Genomic DNA, 21570 nt, shown 5'->3' with positions numbered 1-21570 from the left:
TATGAAACTAGACGCAAAATCAACCATCGAAGCAGGCAAGGCCATTCTTGGTATAGAATTCGGTTCCACTCGAATCAAGGCTGTTTTGATTGACCAGGAAAACAAGCCCATCGCTCAAGGAAGTCACACCTGGGAGAACCAGTTGGTTGACGGACTTTGGACATATAGCGTTGAGGCCATCTGGTATGGACTGCAAGATTGTTACGCCGACCTTCGCTCAAACGTGAAGAAGCTCTATGACATAGAAATAGAAGCTTTGGCGGCAATTGGCGTCAGCGCCATGATGCATGGTTATATGGCGTTCAATGATAAAGAAGAGATTCTCGTGCCCTTCCGTACTTGGAGAAACACCAATACAGGTCAGGCTGCGGCTGCTTTATCAGAACTGTTCGTTTATAATATTCCTTTGCGTTGGAGCATTTCTCATTTGTATCAGGCTATTCTGGACAACGAAGAACACGTAAAAGATATCAATTATCTGACAACGCTCGCAGGTTTTATCCATTGGCAGATAACCGGTAAAAAGGTATTAGGCATAGGCGATGCATCAGGTATGCTCCCTATAGACCCGGTTACCAAGAACTACTCCGCTGAAATGGTGGCCAAGTTCGACGAGTTAATCGCTCCGAAGGGATATAACTGGAAATTGCTGGATATTCTTCCCAAGGTATTGTCGGCTGGTGAAAATGCTGGTTTCCTGACACCGGAAGGTGCTAAGATGCTCGACGTATCCGGCCATTTGAAAGCTGGAATACCGGTTTGCCCGCCCGAAGGAGATGCAGGTACCGGTATGGTTGCAACCAATGCCGTTAAGCAGCGTACAGGAAACGTATCGGCAGGTACATCTTCATTCTCCATGATTGTATTGGAGAAAGATCTGTCAAAGCCCTACGAAATGATTGATATGGTTACTACTCCCGATGGAAGTCCCGTAGCCATGGTACATTGCAACAACTGTACATCTGACCTCAACGCATGGATCAACCTGTTCAAAGAATACCAGGAACTGCTGGGTATACCTGTAGATATGAACGAAGTATATGGAAAACTCTACAACCATGCCCTGACAGGCAATGCGGATTGTGGCGGTCTCATTTCATTCAATTACATCTCAGGCGAACCTGTAACAGGATTTGCAGATGGAAGACCGATGTTTGTACGTTCGGCCAATGACAAGTTCAGCCTTGCGAACTTCATGAGAACGCACTTGTATGCTTCTGTCGGTGTCCTCAAAATTGGTAATGACATTCTTTTCAAAGAAGAAAAGGTGAAAGTTGACAGAATCACAGGACACGGAGGTTTGTTCAAGACAAAGAATGTGGGTCAGAGAGTACTTGCAGCTGCATTAAATTCACCGATTTCCGTAATGGAAACTGCTGGTGAAGGTGGTGCATGGGGTATTGCGTTACTGGGTTCATTCCTTGTGAACAACGAGAAGAAGCAACCTCTCGACGCTTTCCTGGATGAGCAGGTGTTTGGTGGAGATGCAGGTGTTGAGATAGCGCCTACTGCTGAAGATGTAACAGGCTTTAACGCATACATCGAAAACTACAAAGCAGCACTGCCCATCGAAGAAGCAGCAGTGAAATTCAAAAAGTAATTCCTACTTCAAGGAATAAACGAATGTAATAGTAGAGGGAGAAGCTTCGGCTGCCACGTGGGTGCTGTTGGCACCGGAGCAACTCCCTATACATTCGTTCTACAAGCTCGGACAATTCATTGAATCCGGCAAAGCATCGTTACCAGCTCAGGCAAAGTACCGTTGCTCGTTCAGGCAAGGCATCGTTGCCCGCCCTGACAAAGCATCATCGTCAGCTCTGACGAAACATCGTCGTCAACTCTGACGAAGCACCTTCGTCAGTAAGCAAATAATCTCTATACCTCAAATATAGTATAATATGAAAACGATCCTTATTACTTACCTGTTCCTTTTTTGTTTTCTCCTGACCGGGAAAGCTCAAACCCAACAAGAAGTTTCCTATTTCCCTTTGCAAGATGTTAAGCTGTTGGAAAGCCCCTTCCTGCAAGCTCAACAGACTGACTTACATTACATCATGGCCATGGAGCCCGACCGCCTGCTCGCCCCTTTCCTGCGCGAAGCCGGACTGACGCCCAAAGCGCCAAGTTATACCAACTGGGAAAACACCGGACTGGACGGACACATCGGCGGACATTACATTTCCGCACTCTCCATGATGTATGCCGCTACTGGAGATACAGCCATATACAATCGTCTGAACTATATGCTGAACGAGCTACATCGTGCACAGCAAGCCGTAGGCACCGGATTCATCGGAGGAACTCCCGGAAGCCTGCAACTTTGGAAAGAAATTAAAGCCGGGAATATCCGTGCCGGAGGTTTCGACCTCAATGGCAAATGGGTACCCCTATACAATATACACAAGACTTATGCCGGACTGCGCGACGCTTACCTCTATGCCGGAAGCGACCTTGCCCGCCAGATGTTGGTAGCCCTCACCGACTGGATGATAGACATCACCGCAGGACTCACCGACCAACAAATGCAAGACATGCTCCGCAGCGAACACGGAGGACTGAACGAAACTTTCGCTGATGTTGCCGAAATCACAGGTGACAAGAAATACCTGGAACTGGCACGCCGTTTCTCCCATAAAGTAATTCTGGACCCTCTTGTGAAGGATGAAGACCGCCTGACAGGCATGCATGCCAACACACAGATACCGAAGGTTATCGGCTATAAACGTATCGCCGACCTTGCACAAGACCAGAACTGGGATCACGCCGCCCGCTTCTTCTGGAACACAGTGGTAAATCATCGTTCCGTCTGCATTGGTGGCAACAGTGTACGCGAACATTTTCATCCGGCAGACAATTTCACATCCATGCTCAATGATGTGCAAGGTCCGGAGACTTGTAATACTTACAACATGCTTCGCCTGACGAAGATGCTTTACCAGACTTCTCCCGACATTCGTTTTGCCGATTATTACGAACGTGCTTTATATAATCATATCCTTGCCTCACAACAGCCTACAAAGGGTGGATTTGTTTACTTCACCCCTATGCGTCCGGGACACTACCGCGTTTATTCGCAGCCGGAAACATCCATGTGGTGTTGCGTCGGTTCCGGATTGGAGAATCACACCAAATACGGAGAGTTTATTTACGCCCATGCAAAGGATACGCTGTATGTAAACCTCTTCATCCCCTCCCGTCTGACTTGGAAAGAGAAAAAGATAACCTTGGTACAGGAAACCCGTTTCCCCGACGAAGAGCAAATCAGATTCCGCGTGGAAAAGAGCAAGAAAAAAGCATTCAGCCTCAAACTCCGTTACCCCTCCTGGGCTAAAGGCGCCAGCGTTTCCGTTAATGGAAAAGTACAGGAAACGAATGCCCAACCGGGAGAGTACCTGACCATTCACCGCAAATGGAAAGCCGGAGATGAAATCACACTGAATATGCCCATGCAGGTTGCTTTGGAGCAAATACCGGATCGGGAAAATTTCTATGCATTCATGTATGGCCCTATCGTACTTGCCAGTCCTACAGGGACAGAGAATATGGACGGGCTTTATGCAGATGACAGCCGTGGCGGACACATTGCCCATGGCAAACAGATTTCCATGCAAGAAATACCGATGCTAGTAGGTTCCGCCGCATCTCTGCCCCAATCACTCCGGAAGATAAACGATGACTTGGTTGCATTTACTTATACCGGTAGCGTCTATCCGGCACAGAAAGAAGCGCTGAAATTGATTCCTTTCTTCCGTCTTCACGATTCCCGTTATGCAGTTTATTTCCATCAGGTAACCGAAGCTGAAGTAGAAAGTATCCGCAAAGAAGTGGCATTGAGCGAACGTAAAGCAATGGAACTTGCCAACCAGACTGTAGATCTCATTTTCCCCGGTGAACAACAGCCTGAATCGGATCATGGCATTCTATATGAACAGGCAGAAACTGGAATCAATAAAGACCGTCACTTCCGACGTGCCAAAGGTTGGTTCAGTTATAACCTCAAAGTAAAAGAGGAAGCCAGCCAGCTGATGATCACTGTACGGAAAGAGGATTATACCAAGGTAGCCATCCTTCTTAACAATGAAAAACTGACCGTTAGTCCTACGATCAGCAAACCTGATAAAGAGGGTTTTATAACGATCTGTTATTCTTTACCCCAAAAGTTAAGTGCAGGCAGCTATCCGATACGCTTCAGTCCCGACGGAACAGAGTGGACACCTGCTATTTATGAGGTCCGCTTACTCAAATAATAACATTACGAACATCATATAACTAATAACCATTATGAGAAACAAACTATTATTCAGCAGCGTTCTTTTAGCTGCATCCGTATCGCTATCCGCACAAAAGAGTGCAACGATCACGCTTCATGCCGACCAAGGCACACAAGTTATTCCCAAAGAAATTTACGGCCAGTTTGCCGAACATCTGGGTACCTGTATCTATGGTGGACTTTGGGTAGGAGAAAATTCGGATATTCCCAATATCAAAGGTTATCGTACCGATGTATTCAATGCATTGAAAGAACTCCAGGTTCCCGTACTTCGTTGGCCGGGTGGCTGTTTTGCCGATGAATATCACTGGATGGACGGTATCGGTCCGAAAGAGAACCGCCCCAAAATGGTAAACAATAACTGGGGAGGTACAATTGAAGACAACAGTTTCGGTACACATGAGTTCCTCAACCTCTGCGAAATGCTGGGTACTGAACCTTATATCAGCGGAAACGTAGGTAGTGGCACTGTAGAAGAACTGGCAAAATGGGTAGAATACATGACTTCCGAAGGAGACTCTCCGATGGCAAGACTTCGCCGCCAGAACGGTCGTGACAAAGCATGGAAAGTGAAATACCTCGGTGTAGGCAACGAAAGCTGGGGCTGCGGCGGAAGCATGCGTCCTGAATATTATGCTGATTTGTATCGCCGTTACTCCACTTACTGCCGCAACTACGACGGCAACCACCTGTTTAAGATTGCCAGTGGTGCCAGCGATTACGATTATAACTGGACTAAAGTCCTGATGGATCGCGTAGGCGGACGTATGAACGGACTCTCTCTCCATTATTACACCGTAACCGGCTGGAGCGGAAGTAAAGGAGCAGCCACTAAGTTCGACAAAGACGATTATTACTGGACAATGGGTAAGTGTCGTGAGATAGAAGATGTTATCAAAAAACACTGCGCCATCATGGATGAATATGATCCTAAAAAGCACGTAGCCCTCATGCTCGATGAGTGGGGTACTTGGTGGGATGAAGAACCCGGCACTATCCCAGGGCACCTTTACCAGCAGAATACCTTGCGTGACGCTTTCGTTGCCTCTCTTAGCTTCGACATCTTCCACAAATACACCGACCGTCTGAAAATGGCAAATATTGCCCAGATAGTAAATGTATTGCAATCCATGATCCTGACAAAAGGTAAAGACATGGTGCTGACTCCCACTTATTATGTATTCAAGATGTACAATGTACACCAGGATGCCACTTACCTCCCACTCGATCTGAACTGCGAGGTCATGGATGTACGCGATAATCGTAAAGTACCTATGGTAAGTGCCACAGCTTCTAAAGACAAGGACGGCAAGATCCACATCTCAATGTCTAATATCGATGCCGACAATGCACAGGAAATTACTATCAACCTGCCGGATGTAAAGGCAAAGAAAGCCGTTGGTGAAATCTTAACTTCTGCCAACCTGACGGATTACAACTCTTTTGAGGACCCTAATAATATAAAATTAGCTCCATTCAAAGAGGTAAAAATCAATAAAGGCGTACTGAAGATAAAACTACCAGCCAAGTCTATTGTTACTATAGAGTTACAGTAAATCAGTCGAAAAGACTTATTGTATTTTAAACAAGAAGCTAGCGGAAGTACAGCAAAAAAAGAGGCTCTTTCTTTGTTGCGAATTACGCATAAAGAGTTATCTTTGTCGCTGTTAAAATTAACAAGTGACACTTCAACCTGCTTTATTATAGTATTCAAATCAAATAAATATCAATATGAACGACAACAAACTTATGAACCGTGCAGCGGATAATATCCGTATCCTCGCTGCCTCTATGGTTGAGAAAGCTAATTCCGGTCACCCGGGCGGTGCCATGGGCGGTGCCGATTTTGTGAATGTACTCTTCTCTGAGTTTCTGGTGTATGATCCCGAAAATCCTGCATGGGAAGGTCGTGACCGCTTCTTCCTGGACCCGGGTCACATGTCACCGATGCTCTACTCTCAGTTGGCATTGGCAGGTAAATTCACACTGGATGAACTGAAGGAATTCCGCCAATGGGACAGCCCCACTCCGGGACACCCTGAACGCGACATCATGCGTGGCATTGAAAATACTTCCGGCCCGCTCGGCCAAGGCCATACTTTCGCAGTGGGTGCAGCTATCGCAGCTAAATTCATGAAAGCCCGTTTCGAAGAAGTGATGCAGCAAACCATCTACGCTTATATTTCGGACGGTGGTGTACAGGAAGAAATTTCTCAGGGTGCAGGCCGTATCGCAGGTGCACTGGGACTGGATAACCTCATCATGTTCTATGATGCCAATGACATCCAGCTTTCTACTGAAACCAAAGACGTAACCATCGAAGATACTGCCAAGAAATACGAAGCTTGGGGCTGGAAGGTGATCAAGATCAACGGTAATGATCCCGACGCTATCCGTGGCGCTTTGAACGAAGCGAAAGCAGAAAACGAACGTCCTACCCTGATTATCGGTCATACCGTAATGGGTAAGGGTGCACGCAAGGCAGATGGCAGCAGCTACGAAGCTAACTGTGCGACTCACGGTGCTCCTCTGGGTGGTGACGCTTACGTAAATACCATCAAGAACCTGGGTGGTGATCCGACAAATCCATTCGTAATCTTCCCCGAAGTGAAGGAACTGTACGCAAAGCGTGCTGCCGAACTGAAGGAAATTATGGCTAAGAAATATGCTGCAAAATCAGAATGGGCAAAGGCTAATCCTGAAAAGGCTGCCAAACTCGACCTTTTCTTCTCTGGTAAAGCTCCTGAAGTAAACTGGGCAGCTATCGAGCAAAAAGCAGGTGCTGCTACACGTGCTGCATCAGCTACCGTATTGGGCGCTCTTGCTACTCAGGTAGAAAACATGATCGTTGCTTCCGCCGACCTTTCAAACTCTGATAAGACAGACGGCTTCCTGAAAAAGACGCATGCTTTCAAGAAAGGTGATTTCAGCGGTGCATTCTTCCAGGCTGGTGTTGCCGAACTGACTATGGCTTGCTGCTGTATCGGTATGGCACTGCATGGTGGTGTAATCCCAGCTTGCGGAACATTCTTCGTATTCTCTGACTATATGAAACCTGCCGTACGTATGGCTGCACTGATGGAAGTTCCCGTGAAGTTCATTTGGACACACGACGCATTCCGTGTAGGTGAAGACGGTCCTACTCATGAACCGGTAGAACAAGAAGCTCAGATCCGTCTGATGGAAAAACTGAAAAACCACAAAGGACACAACTCTATGTTGGTTCTCCGTCCGGCAGATGCAGAAGAAACAACAATTGCATGGAAACTGGCTATGGAGAATACTACCACTCCGACCGGTTTGATCTTCTCTCGCCAAGATATCGCTATGTTGCCCGCTGGAAACGACTACTCTCAGGCAGCCAAGGGTGCCTACATTGTAGCAGGTTCTGATGAAAACCCGGATGTGATATTGGTAGCTTCGGGCTCAGAAGTATCTACACTGGTGGCAGGAACCGAATTATTGCGCAAAGATGGCGTGAAAGTACGTATCGTATCTGCTCCTTCCGAAGGTTTGTTCCGCAGCCAGGCTCCGGGATATCAGGAAGGTGTTATCCCTGCTGACGCAAAAGTCTTCGGTCTGACAGCCGGTCTGCCTGTAAACCTGCAAGGTTTGGTAGGTGCTCACGGTAAAATTTGGGGATTGGAATCTTTCGGTTTCTCAGCTCCTTACAAAGTACTGGATCAGAAGTTAGGTTTTACTGCTGATAACGTTTATAAGCAAGTAAAAGCAATGTTATAAAAAACCCTGGTGCATACCGGGCGAATGATTATTCGCCCCTACAGGTTGTAACAGGCTTGTAGGGGCGAAATATTTTTCACCTGATATCCCATTATAGAGCCTCTAAATCAATCATACTACAACAGAAAATGAAAACAATTGGAATTTGTTCCGACCACGCCGGATTTGAATTGAAACAATACGTCAAGGGGTGGTTGGAAACTAAAGGATGGAAATACAAAGACTTCGGCACCTATACAACGGAGAGCTGCGACTATGCAGATTTTGCTCATCCCCTGGCATTGGCCGTTGAAGCCGGAGAGTGTTACCCGGGTATTGCTATCTGCGGAAGTGGTGAAGGTATCAGCATGACACTGAACAAACATCAGGGTATTCGTGCTGCACTTTGCTGGACTGCGAAAATTGCTCATCTGGCTCGCCAGCATAATGATGCCAACGTACTCGTCATGCCGGGACGTTTTATCAGCACAGAAGAAGCTGATATGATTATGAGAGAATTCTTCAGCACACAATTTGAGGGTGGACGCCATCAGAAGCGTATTGATAAAATACCGGTGAGATAATCATCCCAACTCGAAATTACACTTGCAGGTGCGGGAACTGGTACTTGCAGTAGTGTAAGGTGACGCTTGCGGATGTGTAAGGCAACACTTGCAGTAGTGAAGGCTTACACACCCGCAAGTGTTTTTTAGTTTAGTTTATACACCTTCCTCAGAGCTAAGAAGTATAAACACATCAATTTTTACACCTTTTATGCCAAAAACTCTTCCCTATAATAGAGTCACTTTCCGTACTTTTGCCTGCATATCTAATAACCATTTAAAGTAAAACTGGAAACGCATGAAAAAAGTACTCGGAATTATTTCCCTGCTTCTCTCGGCCACATTGGCAACTGCCAACTCGATAGATTTCGATAAGGCTTTCAAGGAGAGTACAAAGATTGAAAAGCAAATCAAGAAAACATCTTTCCCCAAACAAACGTATCTCATTACGGACTTCGGCGCCAAACCCGACACCCCGGATGCTCCCTGCCATGAAGCAATCAACCAGGCTATCGTTACATGTTGCCTGAATGGTGGTGGTACGGTTGTAGTTCCCAAAGGTACATTCTACACAGGTCCCATCACACTGAAAAGCAACGTCAACTTTCATGTAGAAGAAGGAGCCGTATTGAAATTTTCAACCGATCAGAGCCTCTACTTTCCCGGAGTTATCACCCGTTGGGAAGGAATAGACTGCTATAATGCCCGCCCGTTGATTTATGCATACGGTGAAACAAATATCGCCATCACCGGTAAAGGAACTATCGACGGACAAGGCTCCAACGAAACCTGGTGGCCTATGTGTGGCGCTCCCCGTTATGGCTGGAAAGAGGGCATGGTGGCACAACGCAACGGAGGACGGGAACGCTTGCTGATGTACGGTGAAACCTCCACTCCTATTTATAAGCGTGTAATGACACCTGAAGACGGATTACGTCCGCAACTTATCAACCTGTACTCATGTAATACAGTGCTGATAGAAGATGTTACTTTATTGAATTCCCCTTTCTGGGTTATTCACCCGCTATTCTGCGAAAGTCTCACAGTACGCGGTGTATACGTTTATAATCGCGGTCCCAATGGCGATGGCTGCGACCCCGAATCTTGCAAAAATGTATTGATAGAGAACTGTACCTTCGATACCGGAGATGACTGTATTGCTATCAAGTCCGGACGTAACCAGGACGGACGTAAATGGGGTGTTCCCAGCGAGAATATCATTGTACGCGGTTGCTATATGAAGAAAGGACATGGAGGTGTAGTCATCGGTAGCGAAATCTCCGGCGGATACCGCAACCTGTATGTAGAAAATTGTAAGATGGATAGCCCAGACCTCGACCGTGTGATCCGCATCAAGACTAGCACCTGCCGCGGCGGACTGATTGAAAATGTGTTCGTGCGTAACGTCACCGTAGGACAGTGTCGCGAAGCCGTGCTGCGCATCAACCTGCAATACGAAAACCGTGAGAACTGCAACCGCGGTTTTACTCCTACTGTCCGCAACGTTCACCTAAAGAATGTAACCTGCGAAAAGAGCAAACTTGGTGTCCTTATTATCGGTCTCGACGACGATGATCATGTGTACAATATCAGCGTTGAAGACTCCCACTTTAATAATGTTGCCAAAGATGGAAATGACATAAAAGGAGCAAAAGACGTTACATTCAAAAATCTCTATATAAATGGAAAACTTGTAAAGTAGCAAAACCCATTTTACATCATATACGCCCGAAGTTGTGACATTCTGACAGAATTTCATTTAACTTCGGGCTTCATATTTCCCCATTTTTCTTATTTTTCACAGAATACTTGTTCGTTGTCTCTAAATAAAAACTATCTTTGTATTCCAATAATCCGGAACTCAATACGATATGGAGCAACTGAAAACTATCAAAGAGCTTATCAATCAAGGAGATGTAGCAGAAGCTATCCGGCAGCTCGATGAATATCTGATCACCGACTCTACCGACCGGGACGAAGCTTTCTATCTCCTGGGAAATGCCTACCGTAAACAAGGCAACTGGCAACTGGCTTTAAACAACTACCAGTATGCTATCGACCTCAATCCCGACAGCCCTGCCCGTGAAGCCTATCGTATGGCAATGGATATCCTGAATTTCTTCAATAAGGATATGTACAATCAATAACATATAAAAGTAACGTAAATTATGGCAAAGATTAAAGGAGCAATCGTAGTGGACACCGAACGGTGTAAAGGCTGCAATCTATGCGTGGTAGCCTGTCCTCTGCATGTAATAGCCCTCACCAAAGAGGTGAACGTAAAAGGGTATAACTATGCCCACCAAATATTGGAAGATACCTGCAACGGCTGTGCGTCGTGCGCCCAGGTTTGCCCGGACGGATGTATCTCTGTTTTTAAAGTAAAAGTTGAATAAATCTGTAAATCAGTAGAATATGGCAGAAGAAGTTGTATTAATGAAAGGAAACGAAGCCATCGCCCACGCCGCTATCCGTTGCGGTGCTGATGGATACTTCGGTTATCCTATTACTCCGCAATCGGAAGTATTGGAAACTCTTGCCGAACTGAAGCCCTGGGAAACTACCGGCATGGTAGTACTACAGGCAGAAAGTGAAGTGGCAGCTATTAATATGGTGTACGGCGGTGCCGGAAGTGGAAAGATGGTATTAACCTCATCGTCCAGCCCCGGTGTCAGCCTGAAACAAGAAGGTATCTCCTACCTGGCAGGTGCCGAATTACCCTGTTTGATTGTAAACGTAATGCGCGGCGGCCCCGGATTGGGAACCATCCAACCCAGTCAGGCAGACTACTTCCAGACTGTCAAGGGTGGAGGTCACGGTGACTACCGTCTGATCACTTTGGCTCCCGCTTCCGTACAGGAAATGGCTGATTTCGTTGGATTGGCCTTTGATCTTGCTTTCAAATATCGCAATCCGGCTATCATTCTTGCCGACGGTGTTATCGGTCAGATGATGGAAAAGGTTGTATTGCCTCCGCAAAAGCCCCGCCGTACAGATGCAGAAGTTATCGAGCAATGCCCGTGGGCTACTACCGGCAGAGTAAACGGACGCAAGCCCAATATCATTACTTCTTTGGAATTGAAACCGGAAGAGATGGAAAAGAATAACATCCGCTTCCAGGCTAAATACAAACTGATTGAAGAAAACGAAGTACGTTTCGAAGAAATCAATTGTGAAGATGCCGATTACCTGATTATCGCCTTCGGTTCTATGGCCCGTATCGGACAGAAAGCAATGGAACTTGCACGCGAAGAAGGTATCAAAGTCGGTATACTGCGCCCCATTACCCTTTGGCCCTTCCCCACAAAAGCCATTGCAGCCTATGCTGAAAAAGTGAAAGGCATGCTGGTTACCGAATTGAATGCGGGACAGATGGTTGAAGATGTACGCCTCTCTGTGAATGGTAAAGTAAAAGTAGAACACTTCGGGCGTCTCGGCGGTATCGTACCCGATCCGGAAGAGATTGTAAGTGCACTGAAAGAAAAATTAATCGAGAAATGAACCCTGATAAGATAAGAAGCGTATTGAATATACTCTTTATGATACTTGCCTTGGCAGCTATCATCGTATATTTCGTTGCAAAGGATGACTTCAAACTGTTCATCTACGTTTGTGGCGCAGCAATATTCGTTAAGCTGATGGAGTTTTTTATACGGTTCACCAACAGATAAGGAGAAGTGATTATGACAAAAGAAGATATTATCAAGCCTGAGAATCTGGTTTATAAGAAACCGACTCTGATGAACGATAATCCCATGCACTACTGTCCGGGATGCAGCCACGGTGTGGTACACAAGCTGATAGCCGAAGTAATCGAAGAAATGGGCATGGAAGACAAAGCAGTAGGTATCTCCCCCGTGGGATGTGCCGTGTTCATCTATAACTATCTGGATATTGACTGGCAAGAAGCCGCACACGGACGTGCACCCGCTCTTGCCACTGCGATCAAGCGCCTGTGGCCGGACAGACTGGTATTCACTTACCAGGGAGACGGTGACTTGGCATGTATCGGTACGGCAGAAACAATCCATGCACTGAACCGCGGTGAGAATATCACCATCATCTTCATCAACAACGCCATTTATGGTATGACGGGTGGACAGATGGCTCCTACTACCTTGGTCGGCATGAAGACTTCTACCAGTCCTTACGGACGTGATGTTCATTTGCACGGTTATCCGCTGAAGATGGCAGATATCGCCGCACAACTGGAAGGAACCGCTTACGTTACCCGCCAGAGTGTACAAACAGTCGGTGCTATCCGCAAAGCAAAGAAAGCCATCCGCAAAGCATTCGAGAACTCCATGGCAGGCAAAGGCTCCAACCTGGTAGAAATCGTTTCTACTTGTAACTCCGGTTGGAAACAGACACCTGCGCAATCTAACAAATGGATGGAAGAGCACATGTTCCCGTTCTATCCGCTGGGTGACTTGAAAGACAGATAAATCAGTTAACAAGGAAACGAGGGAACAAGTTAACAAGGAGGAGATGCTTCCTCGTCAACTTGTCAACTGCAACCTCGTCAACTAAAAGAAAAGAACAATGAAAGAAGAAATCATTATAGCAGGCTTCGGTGGACAAGGCGTATTGTCTATGGGAAAGATTTTGGCATACTCGGGACTGATGGAAGATAAGGAAGTGAGCTGGATGCCCGCTTACGGACCGGAACAACGTGGTGGTACAGCCAACGTTACGGTGATTGTAAGCGATGAGAAAATCTCCTCTCCTATTCTGAGCAAGTATGACGCTGCCATTATTCTGAACCAGCCCTCACTGGAGAAATTCGAAAGTAAGGTAAAGACGGGCGGTATCCTGATTTACGACGGATATGGTATCATCAACCCGCCGACGCGTAAAGATATCAAAGTGTATCGCATCGACGCAATGGATGCAGCCAATGAAATGAATAATGCCAAAGCATTCAACATGATCGTACTGGGTGGATTGCTGAAACTGAAACCGATGGTTACGCTGGATAGCGTACTCAGAGGCTTGAAGAAGACCTTGCCCGAACGTCATCATCACTTGATACCGATGAATGAAGAAGCGATTAAAAAAGGAATGGAATTGATTAAAGAGGTATAATTCCATTGACTCTTACGATAAATCAATAAGCCCTTGCAACAGTTTCTTTTTGCAAGGGCTTATTTTATAAGTTACCATATTTATATCAAAGAAATAAAAAGTACGTTTGTAAAAATAGGCAAAAAAGGCTGAATTCCGCAAGCGAATAATTTTTTATTGTATCTTTGCGCCTAATTATGAGACGCATTCTACTGACATATATACTTCTATTCGTATTGGGATTGCTGGCAGCACAGGCACAGCGGCCACTCAATACATTGGATAATCGTGACCGCTATGGGAATCAGGTTGACCCGTCAACACAACCAGATAGCCTGGATACCAGCACTGACGTTCAAAGTATTCCGCCTAAACTCTATATGTGGCAATTAAGCGAGACTCTGGGTAATCGGACCATCGTTCCTGCCGACACTCTTTCCTTGAACTTCCAGAATACAAACCTGGTAGACGGTATGACGGGACAATATAATTTCCTGGGTAACCTCGGCTCTCCCCGTCTTTCACGTATATTCTTTGATCGTGAAAGCACCGAACCGACTATTTTTATGACGCCATTCTCCAGTTTCTTTGTTCGTCCCGATCAGGTATTCTTCACCAACAGTAATGTTCCTTATACAAATCTGACTTATTATAAAGCGGGTAATAAGGTAAACGGTGAAGAGCGATTCAAATCTTATTTTTCTGTCAATGTAAACAAACGGTTGGCATTTGGCTTCAATTTCGATTACCTGTACGGACGTGGATACTACTCCAATCAGTCTACTTCGCACTTCAATGCCGGCATATTCGGAAGTTATATTGGCGAACGCTACCAACTGCAAGCTGTCTACAACAACTTCTTCATGAAGATGAATGAAAACGGCGGTATAGCTAATGACGGTTACATTACCCGCCCCGATACAATGGCTGACGGTAAAAAAGAATACGAATCCACCACTATTCCTGTGAAGCTGGAACAAACTTCCAACCGTAACAAAGACTTCTATATTTACCTTACGCAACGCTATCGGTTAGGATTCAAGCGGAGAGTATTGAAAGAAGTAGCCCAAAACAATAGCGTTAAACAGAACTTCGCTCCCACGGCAGCATCTACTGCCATGATTCCCGACACTGCCATTACAGACAGCTTAGGTATGGATCGTTTAGGTGCTGACAGTTTAGGCACCGACAGTCTTTCAGCAGAAAGGCTTGCAATGAAAAAAAGCCTGAGTCTGGATAGCCTTAACAACGCCACTGCCTTGGCAGAAGATACCAATTATGTTGAAGAATTCGTCCCTGTCACAAGTTTCATTCATACTTTTAAAGTGGAGCGCTCACGCCATCGTTTCCAATCATACAGCGAACCGGAGGGTATGTATGAAAACACTTACTTCAACAAAAACGGAAGTGTCAGTCGGGACTCCACCACAGCATTCAGCATAAAGAACATCTTTGGCATAGCCCTGTTGGAAGGTTTCAACAAATATGCCAAAGCAGGATTAACCGCTTATATCTCTCATAAGTTCAGCCGTTATGACCTGATGAATGCAGATTCCATGACGGTAGACCGCTTCACAGAACAAGAAATATTTGTAGGCGGTGAACTTGCCAAACGACAAGGTAAAGTCCTTCACTATTCCATAGATGGTGAAATAGGTATTATGGACAAAGCGCTGGGGCAATTCCGTGTACATGGTAATATGGATTTGAATTTCCGATTGGGAAAAGATACAGTAAATCTTATCGCACGAGGTTTTGTGACGAATACACTCCCATCTTTCTATATGCGGCATTATCACTCCAACCATTTCTTCTGGGACAATGATAATATGGAGAAAGAATTCCGTACCCGTGTAGAAGGCGAATTAAACATTGACCGCTGGGGTACTAATCTTCGTGCCGGTGTAGAAAACGTCAAGAACTATACTTATTTCAACCAGAAAGCTGTACCCGAGCAGTATAGCGGTAATATACAAATACTTTCAGCAACTCTGAAACAGAACTTCCGTGCAGGTATTTTCCATTTGGATAACGAAGTAACCTGGCAAAAGTCAAGCAATGAAACAATTCTCCCATTGCCACAACTTTCACTATACTCCAATTTATACATCCTGACCAAGTTAGCGAAGAAAGTTCTTACGGTGCAATTGGGAGCCGATGTGCGCTATTTCACCAAATATAACGCACCGGCCTATACGCCTGCCGTTCAGCAATTCCACCTGCAACCGGAAAACGATCAGGTAGAGATAGGTGGTTATCCTATAGTGAACATTTATGCAAACCTGCAACTGAAGCGTACACGGTTATTCGCTATGTACTCTCACGTAAATCAAGGCATGGGTACACGTAACTCTTTCCTCGTACCGCATTACCCCATCAACCCGAGTCTGCTAAAGATAGGTGTTTCATGGAACTTCTACGATTAAAACTCTTTCCACATGAGAATCCCGAAAGCCAGAATACTGAAATACGCAGCTATGGGTATAATAGCCGCTTTCATTGCTACCTTCTTTTTAAAGAAGGAGAAGCAGCAAGGGCATCCGCGTGACTATGCAGAAATCGCAGCCGAGAAAATAATCCGCGCTGCCACAGAATACAACTCCATCAGCTTCTATGTTGACGGAGATACCTTATCGGGCTTTCATTATGAACTGATAGAAGCGTTTGCCCGTGACCATGGCTGGAAGGCTGCCATCACTCCCGAAATGAGTTTTGACAAACGGCTGGAAGGACTTGCAACAGGCGAGTTCGATGTTATCGCTTATGGTATTCTAGCCACCAGTGAACTGAAAGACTCTTTGCTCCTTACTACTCCGATTGTACTTAATAAACAGGTTCTCGTACAACGCAAAGCCACATCTCCCACTGACTCTTTATTCGTTAAAAGTCAGTTAGACCTGGCAGGCAAAACCCTGCACGTAGTGAAAGGATCACCTTCCATCCTCCGTATTCGTAATCTGGGAAACGAAATTGGTGACACTATATATATTAAGGAAATAGATAAATACGGTTCGGAACAGCTGATATCACTTGTAGCTCATGGGGATATAGATTATGCCGTATGCGATGAAAGCATCGCCCGTGCCGTAACGGACAGTATTCCACAGATAGATATCAATACCGATATCAGTTTTACCCAGTTCTATTCCTGGGGAGTCAGCAAACAATCACCTGTTCTATTGGACAGCCTTAACAGCTGGCTTCAGACTTTTCGGAACAGTGATGAGTTTAAATCTATCTACCGTAAATATTACCGGACTTCGAATCAGAGATAAGTTCCTCTCAAACAAGCTTATACAATAAAACCGGAAGTTTCGCACAGGGAACTTCCGGTTTTATTCTTTTCCATTCTTAGTTTCATGCCTTGGAACTGTCAGTTTCATTGCTTGGAACTGCTAGTTTCATCCGGTGAAACTACTGGTTTCACACCGAGAAACTATTAGTTTCATGCCTTGAAACTAATAGTATCAAGCAAGGCTCTCTACTTCCCGAAGCCACATCTCTGATGATGCATCGCTTGGCATACGCCAATCCCCGCGCGGACTGATGGAAATACTACCTACTTTAGGTCCGTCCGGCAGACAAGAGCGCTTAAATTGTTGATTGAAGAAGCGGCGGAAGAATGTCTGCAACCATTTCTTGATTGTCTCTTCATCATACACGTCCTTAAATGTACGCACTGCAAGGAAGAATAGCTTGGAAGGACGGAAACCACAACGAAGGAAATAATACAGAAAGAAATCATGCAGTTCATAAGGACCTACCAGATCTTCCGTTATCTGTTTGATATTGCCGTTTTCATCTGCCGGAATCAATTCAGGACTAATCGGAGTATCCACAATATCCAGCAGCGTCATGCGTGAAGCTTCGTCCATATCATTCTCGGCTACCCATTTCACCAGATACTTAACCAAAGTCTTAGGCACACTTCCATTCACACCATACATGGACATATGATCTCCATTATAAGTAGCCCAGCCCAATGCCAGTTCCGAAAGATCGCCCGTACCAATTACCATTCCCCAAGTCTGGTTGGCAATATCCATCAGTATCTGCGTACGCTCGCGTGCCTGAGCATTTTCATAAACTACATCATGCACATCGATATCATGGTCTATATCTTTGAAATGCTGAATACAGGCTTCCTTGATGCTGACCTCACGAACGGTGATTCCTAAAGAATTCATCAAATCCAGAGCATTCGTATACGTGCGGTCTGTTGTTCCAAAGCCCGGCATTGTTACACCGATAATATCTTTACGAGACCATCCCAATTTATCGAAGGTTTTGACACACACCAGTAATGCCAATGTAGAATCCAACCCACCGGAAATGCCGACTACCGCACTCTTGGCAGCAGTGTGTACCAGACGCTGAGCCAAACCGGAAACTTGTATGGAGAATATTTCCTCGCAACGCTCGTTCAACTCAACTCCTTGCGGCACAAAAGGATGAGGGTCAAAACAACGCGTCAGGTTCAGTTCTTTGCTATTTACATATTCTGTGGAAACACGTACCGCCTCTCCCGGTGCGCAATGCGCCCGACAAGCGGAAAAAGTTGTATTAACACGACGTTCCGTGCGCAAATGTTCCACATCTATTTCACTGATAATCACCTGTCCCTCGAAAGAGAAACGCTTGCTGCGAGCTATCAGGCTGCCATTTTCGAAAATCAGTCCGTTCCCTGCAAACACCACATCCGTAGTAGACTCACCGAACCCACACGAACAGAAAACATAACCGGCAATGCAACGAGCCGACTGCTGGCTGATCAAAGAACACAAATAGTTGTGCTTACCAATCCCTTCATTATCCGCCGACAGATTAAACAGAATTTCCGCACCTTGCAATGCCAGTGAAGAACTGGGAGGAATAGGTGCCCATAAATCCTCACAAATTTCAATGCCGAACGTCGTATCCGCAGTTTCGAACAATAAGTCAGTTCCCATTGGAACCACCTGCCCGCAAAGGCGCACGCTCCTTTCACTTACATCCACAGCGGATGTAAACCAGCGTTTCTCATAAAATTCCTTGTAGTTGGGGAGGTAAGTCTTGGGCACTACTCCCAACACCTTTCCTTTTTGAATTACGACTGCGGCATTCAGCAATACTCCGTTCATCGCTATCGGCATGCCAAGTATGGCTATGATATCCAACTGCCTTGTATTACTTACAATCTGTATCAATCCCATTTCCGCTTCTTCAAGCAATAATTGCTGGGCAAACAAATCACCGCATGTATATCCCGTCACACACAACTCCGGAAAAGCAATGATCTGCACACCTTTCCCCTCGGCTATGATTATTTCCTTTTCAATTTCCCTGGCATTGAACTTACAGTCCGCTACCTTCACACGGGGCACAGCCGCCGCTACCTTTACATATCCGTAATTCATAAGGATGTCATTTAAAAATATGGCGGCAAAAATACGGTTATTTATCCATAAACACAAAATAATCACTTCATTCACCTCAGATATCCAAGATTATTTGTACTTTTAGCAACATTTTTAAAGCACGCCATACAAAACTCATGAGAGCTCCTAATACAGTCCATAAATGGTTACTTTCCCTGATACTTCTAATCGGGTGCCTGTCAGTTTCCGCTAAAGAAAAAGAGTATATATTATTCCTCAGTTCTGTCAATGCAGAAGAAGCATGGATTCACGGTTTCCGGAACGAACTTCAAAAGCGCTTCCCTTATGAAGGAAATATCGAATTACATGAATACTTCCTGGCAGTCCCGGTGCTTACCAATGAAGAAGAAGTCAAACAAGCCCAAGATAATCTTCTGCAAACATTTCCTACACCACCTAAAGTTGTCATAATCGTAGGAGATCCGGGCTGGTTGGTCAGTGCGCCCATTTTCGACGGCCCCTGGAAAAATATCCCTGTCATACTTTGCTATTCACGCGGACGGGTTCCCTCTACTCTGCAAACATTATTGGCAAAAACTCCTTTGACAGAAGCAAACAGTATCCCTATCGAAGAATTTAACAAAAACTACAATATCACCGTACTGAAACAACCTTATTACATCAAGGAAACTCTGACACTCATCAAACAGCTTCAGCCGGAAGTCAACCGGATTGCTTTTATTTCCGACAACCGTTATATCAGCACAGTTACCCGCCAAGCCGTGAGTGCGGTGATGCAAAAAGATTTTCCTGATCTAAAACTGGAACTTTTATCTTCAGAGCAAATAAGTACAGAAGAATTACTGGATACACTTACCAGTTACAAGCAAACCACCGGCGTCATCTATTACGCATGGCTCCGGCAATATGGAAATAACAAGAATTACTATCTGTCGGACCACCTCAAAAAGATACTCCCCAGCTTCCTGGAAGTTCCCGTATTTACATTAGCTGACTTAAACCTGCAAGAAAATCTCTATGCTGGCGGACATTATATCTCTATCCGTGACTTCACGGATACGGTAATGTCCACAATCAGTCGCATCCTATCGGGAGAAACAGCCTCTTCCATTCCTTACCAGAATGGCGGAGTTGCACATACCTATCTGAACTTTGCCGACTTGAAATGGTGCAAGATACCAGAAAATTTATATCCGAAAGACGCTATTTACTTCTTCCAGCCTCCTACTTTCTATCAGCAGTATAAGACTTACATCTGGATGACAATCCTATTTATCGCTTTATTCTTCACCCTATATATCTTCTATTATATTCATTCCCAAAAGCATAAAAAGGAGCTGATTCTTGCAAAGGAACGTGCCGAAGAATCCGACCGTCTCAAATCAGCTTTTCTTGCTAATATGAGTCATGAGATACGCACTCCGCTCAATGCTATCGTGGGCTTTTCCAGTATTCTTGCCGAAACGGCTGATACCCCTGAAAGCCATGAATATATCCGGATTATTGAAGACAACAACTGCCTGTTGCTACAACTCATTAACGATATACTCGACCTGTCCAGGATAGAAGCCGGTTTGCTGGACTTCTGTTATACCGAAGTAGACATCAATGGCTGTATTCGTAAACTTGAAGATGCTTTCCGTTTTAGAATGCCTGCAAATGTGGAATGTATTGCAGAGTTTGGCATGAAGAAATGCCACGTCTATACCGAAAAGAATCGTCTGAGTCAAGTACTTGGCAATTATCTCTCCAATGCCATTAAGTACACCACAGAGGGAAGTATCACTGTCGGCTACTATCCACCCAAAGACGGAAACATGCGATTCTATGTGCGGGACACCGGTTGCGGAATTTCTCCTGAAAAGCAGAAAGCTATTTTCCAACGTTTTGTAAAGCTGGATAACTTCAAACAAGGTACCGGCCTTGGCTTATCCATTTGCCAAATGATTGCTGAAAAGATGCATGCCACCGTCGGAGTTTCTTCCGAAATAGGTAAAGGTTCCGAGTTCTGGATAGAAATACCTTACCAGCCAATTCACACTGTTTAACAAAAAGGAGGAAAAAAGAATGGAAATCTTTTGGTAAAATCGAATAAGTCTTTATCTTTGCAAGCGAAATAAAAATGTAATTATTACAAGTTTGAATTAAACGAATATGGAAGTAGTAGTAGAACGATTGCAAGGACATAACATTAAACCCTCGGTACAGCGTATTGCTATCATGAAATATCTTATGGAGCACCGCACACATCCGACGGTAGATGAGATTTATACGGCATTATCTCCTACTATACCGACACTCTCAAAAACTACAGTCTACAACACACTGAAGATTTTGAGCGAACAAGGAGCCGCACAAACGCTTACCATCGATGAGCGTAACACATGCTATGATGCCGACACCACTCCACATTCACATTTCTTGTGCAAGCGTTGCGGAAGAATCTATGACTTGCCGTGTGACGACGCAATAAAAAAAGTGGTAGATACGGATATGGATGGACACGAAGTGCAGGAAATCCATTATTATTACAAAGGAATCTGTAAACAATGTAAAGAAGACTAACGTTTTTTAT

The 21570-nt window shown here is 45.1% G+C and carries 16 protein-coding genes; 15 read left to right on the top strand and 1 reads right to left on the bottom strand.

Going from position 1 to position 21570, the window contains the following annotated elements:
* Position 1: 1 nt before the first annotated feature.
* From K429_RS0107220 to K429_RS0107155, 13 genes are all read left to right on the top strand, one after another.
* Complete coding sequence (locus tag K429_RS0107220; RefSeq protein WP_025726489.1) at positions 2-1600, top strand: xylulokinase; 1599 nt, start codon at positions 2-4, stop codon at positions 1598-1600.
* A 298-nt stretch (positions 1601-1898) separates the two neighbouring features.
* The gene (locus K429_RS0107215; protein WP_025726488.1) at positions 1899-4247 is read left to right on the top strand and encodes a glycoside hydrolase family 127 protein; all 2349 of its coding nucleotides are present in this window, start codon (positions 1899-1901) and stop codon (positions 4245-4247) included.
* 34 nt (positions 4248-4281) lie between these two features.
* Positions 4282-5826, top strand: a complete 1545-nt coding sequence (locus tag K429_RS0107210) for an alpha-N-arabinofuranosidase (protein WP_025726487.1) — start codon at positions 4282-4284, stop codon at positions 5824-5826.
* Positions 5827-6001: 175 nt separating this feature from the next.
* Positions 6002-8011, top strand: a complete 2010-nt coding sequence (locus K429_RS0107205; protein WP_007217731.1) for a transketolase — start codon at positions 6002-6004, stop codon at positions 8009-8011.
* A gap of 128 nt (positions 8012-8139) precedes the next feature.
* Positions 8140-8574, top strand: a complete 435-nt coding sequence (gene rpiB / locus K429_RS0107200) for a ribose 5-phosphate isomerase B (RefSeq protein ID WP_025726486.1) — start codon at positions 8140-8142, stop codon at positions 8572-8574.
* 277 nt (positions 8575-8851) lie between these two features.
* Positions 8852-10255, top strand: coding sequence for a glycoside hydrolase family 28 protein (locus K429_RS0107195; protein WP_007214997.1), 1404 nt, complete (start codon positions 8852-8854; stop codon positions 10253-10255).
* 169 nt (positions 10256-10424) lie between these two features.
* Positions 10425-10700: a tol-pal system YbgF family protein gene (locus tag K429_RS0107190; RefSeq protein WP_007214998.1), complete on the top strand. Its 276-nt coding sequence runs from the start codon at positions 10425-10427 to the stop codon at positions 10698-10700.
* Between the two features lie 21 nt (positions 10701-10721).
* The gene (locus K429_RS29785; RefSeq protein ID WP_007217729.1) at positions 10722-10949 is read left to right on the top strand and encodes a ferredoxin family protein; all 228 of its coding nucleotides are present in this window, start codon (positions 10722-10724) and stop codon (positions 10947-10949) included.
* Between the two features lie 19 nt (positions 10950-10968).
* Entirely contained in the window at positions 10969-12054 is a 1086-nt protein-coding gene (locus K429_RS0107180; protein WP_007217728.1) for a 3-methyl-2-oxobutanoate dehydrogenase subunit VorB, read from the top strand.
* A 182-nt stretch (positions 12055-12236) separates the two neighbouring features.
* Complete coding sequence (locus K429_RS0107170) at positions 12237-12998, top strand: thiamine pyrophosphate-dependent enzyme (RefSeq protein WP_007215002.1); 762 nt, start codon at positions 12237-12239, stop codon at positions 12996-12998.
* 97 nt (positions 12999-13095) lie between these two features.
* On the top strand, positions 13096-13638 hold the full coding sequence (locus K429_RS0107165) for a 2-oxoacid:acceptor oxidoreductase family protein (protein ID WP_007215003.1): 543 nt from the start codon (positions 13096-13098) through the stop codon (positions 13636-13638).
* Positions 13639-13814: 176 nt separating this feature from the next.
* The gene (locus tag K429_RS0107160; RefSeq protein ID WP_007215005.1) at positions 13815-16043 is read left to right on the top strand and encodes a putative porin; all 2229 of its coding nucleotides are present in this window, start codon (positions 13815-13817) and stop codon (positions 16041-16043) included.
* Positions 16044-16055: 12 nt separating this feature from the next.
* Positions 16056-16892: a transporter substrate-binding domain-containing protein gene (locus tag K429_RS0107155; RefSeq protein ID WP_007217727.1), complete on the top strand. Its 837-nt coding sequence runs from the start codon at positions 16056-16058 to the stop codon at positions 16890-16892.
* Between the two features lie 192 nt (positions 16893-17084).
* Here the strand turns inward: K429_RS0107155 and K429_RS0107150 are convergent, their stop codons facing one another.
* On the bottom strand, positions 17085-19013 hold the full coding sequence (locus K429_RS0107150; protein WP_025726484.1) for an NAD(+) synthase: 1929 nt from the start codon (positions 19011-19013) through the stop codon (positions 17085-17087).
* A 137-nt stretch (positions 19014-19150) separates the two neighbouring features.
* On the opposite strand from K429_RS0107150, the gene K429_RS0107145 reads away from it, so the two are divergent.
* Positions 19151-21043, top strand: coding sequence for an ATP-binding protein (locus K429_RS0107145; RefSeq protein ID WP_025726483.1), 1893 nt, complete (start codon positions 19151-19153; stop codon positions 21041-21043).
* Between the two features lie 106 nt (positions 21044-21149).
* Positions 21150-21560 carry a Fur family transcriptional regulator gene (locus K429_RS0107140; RefSeq protein WP_007215009.1) on the top strand — a complete coding sequence of 137 codons (411 nt, stop codon included), beginning with the start codon at positions 21150-21152 and terminating at the stop codon, positions 21558-21560.
* Positions 21561-21570: the final 10 nt, after the last annotated feature.

It is taken from the genome of Bacteroides sp. 14(A) (assembly GCF_000526555.1).
GTDB lineage: Bacteria > Bacteroidota > Bacteroidia > Bacteroidales > Bacteroidaceae > Bacteroides > Bacteroides cellulosilyticus.
The sequence above is the reverse complement of the archived record's forward strand: the minus strand, read 5'-3'. Positions and strand labels throughout refer to the sequence as shown.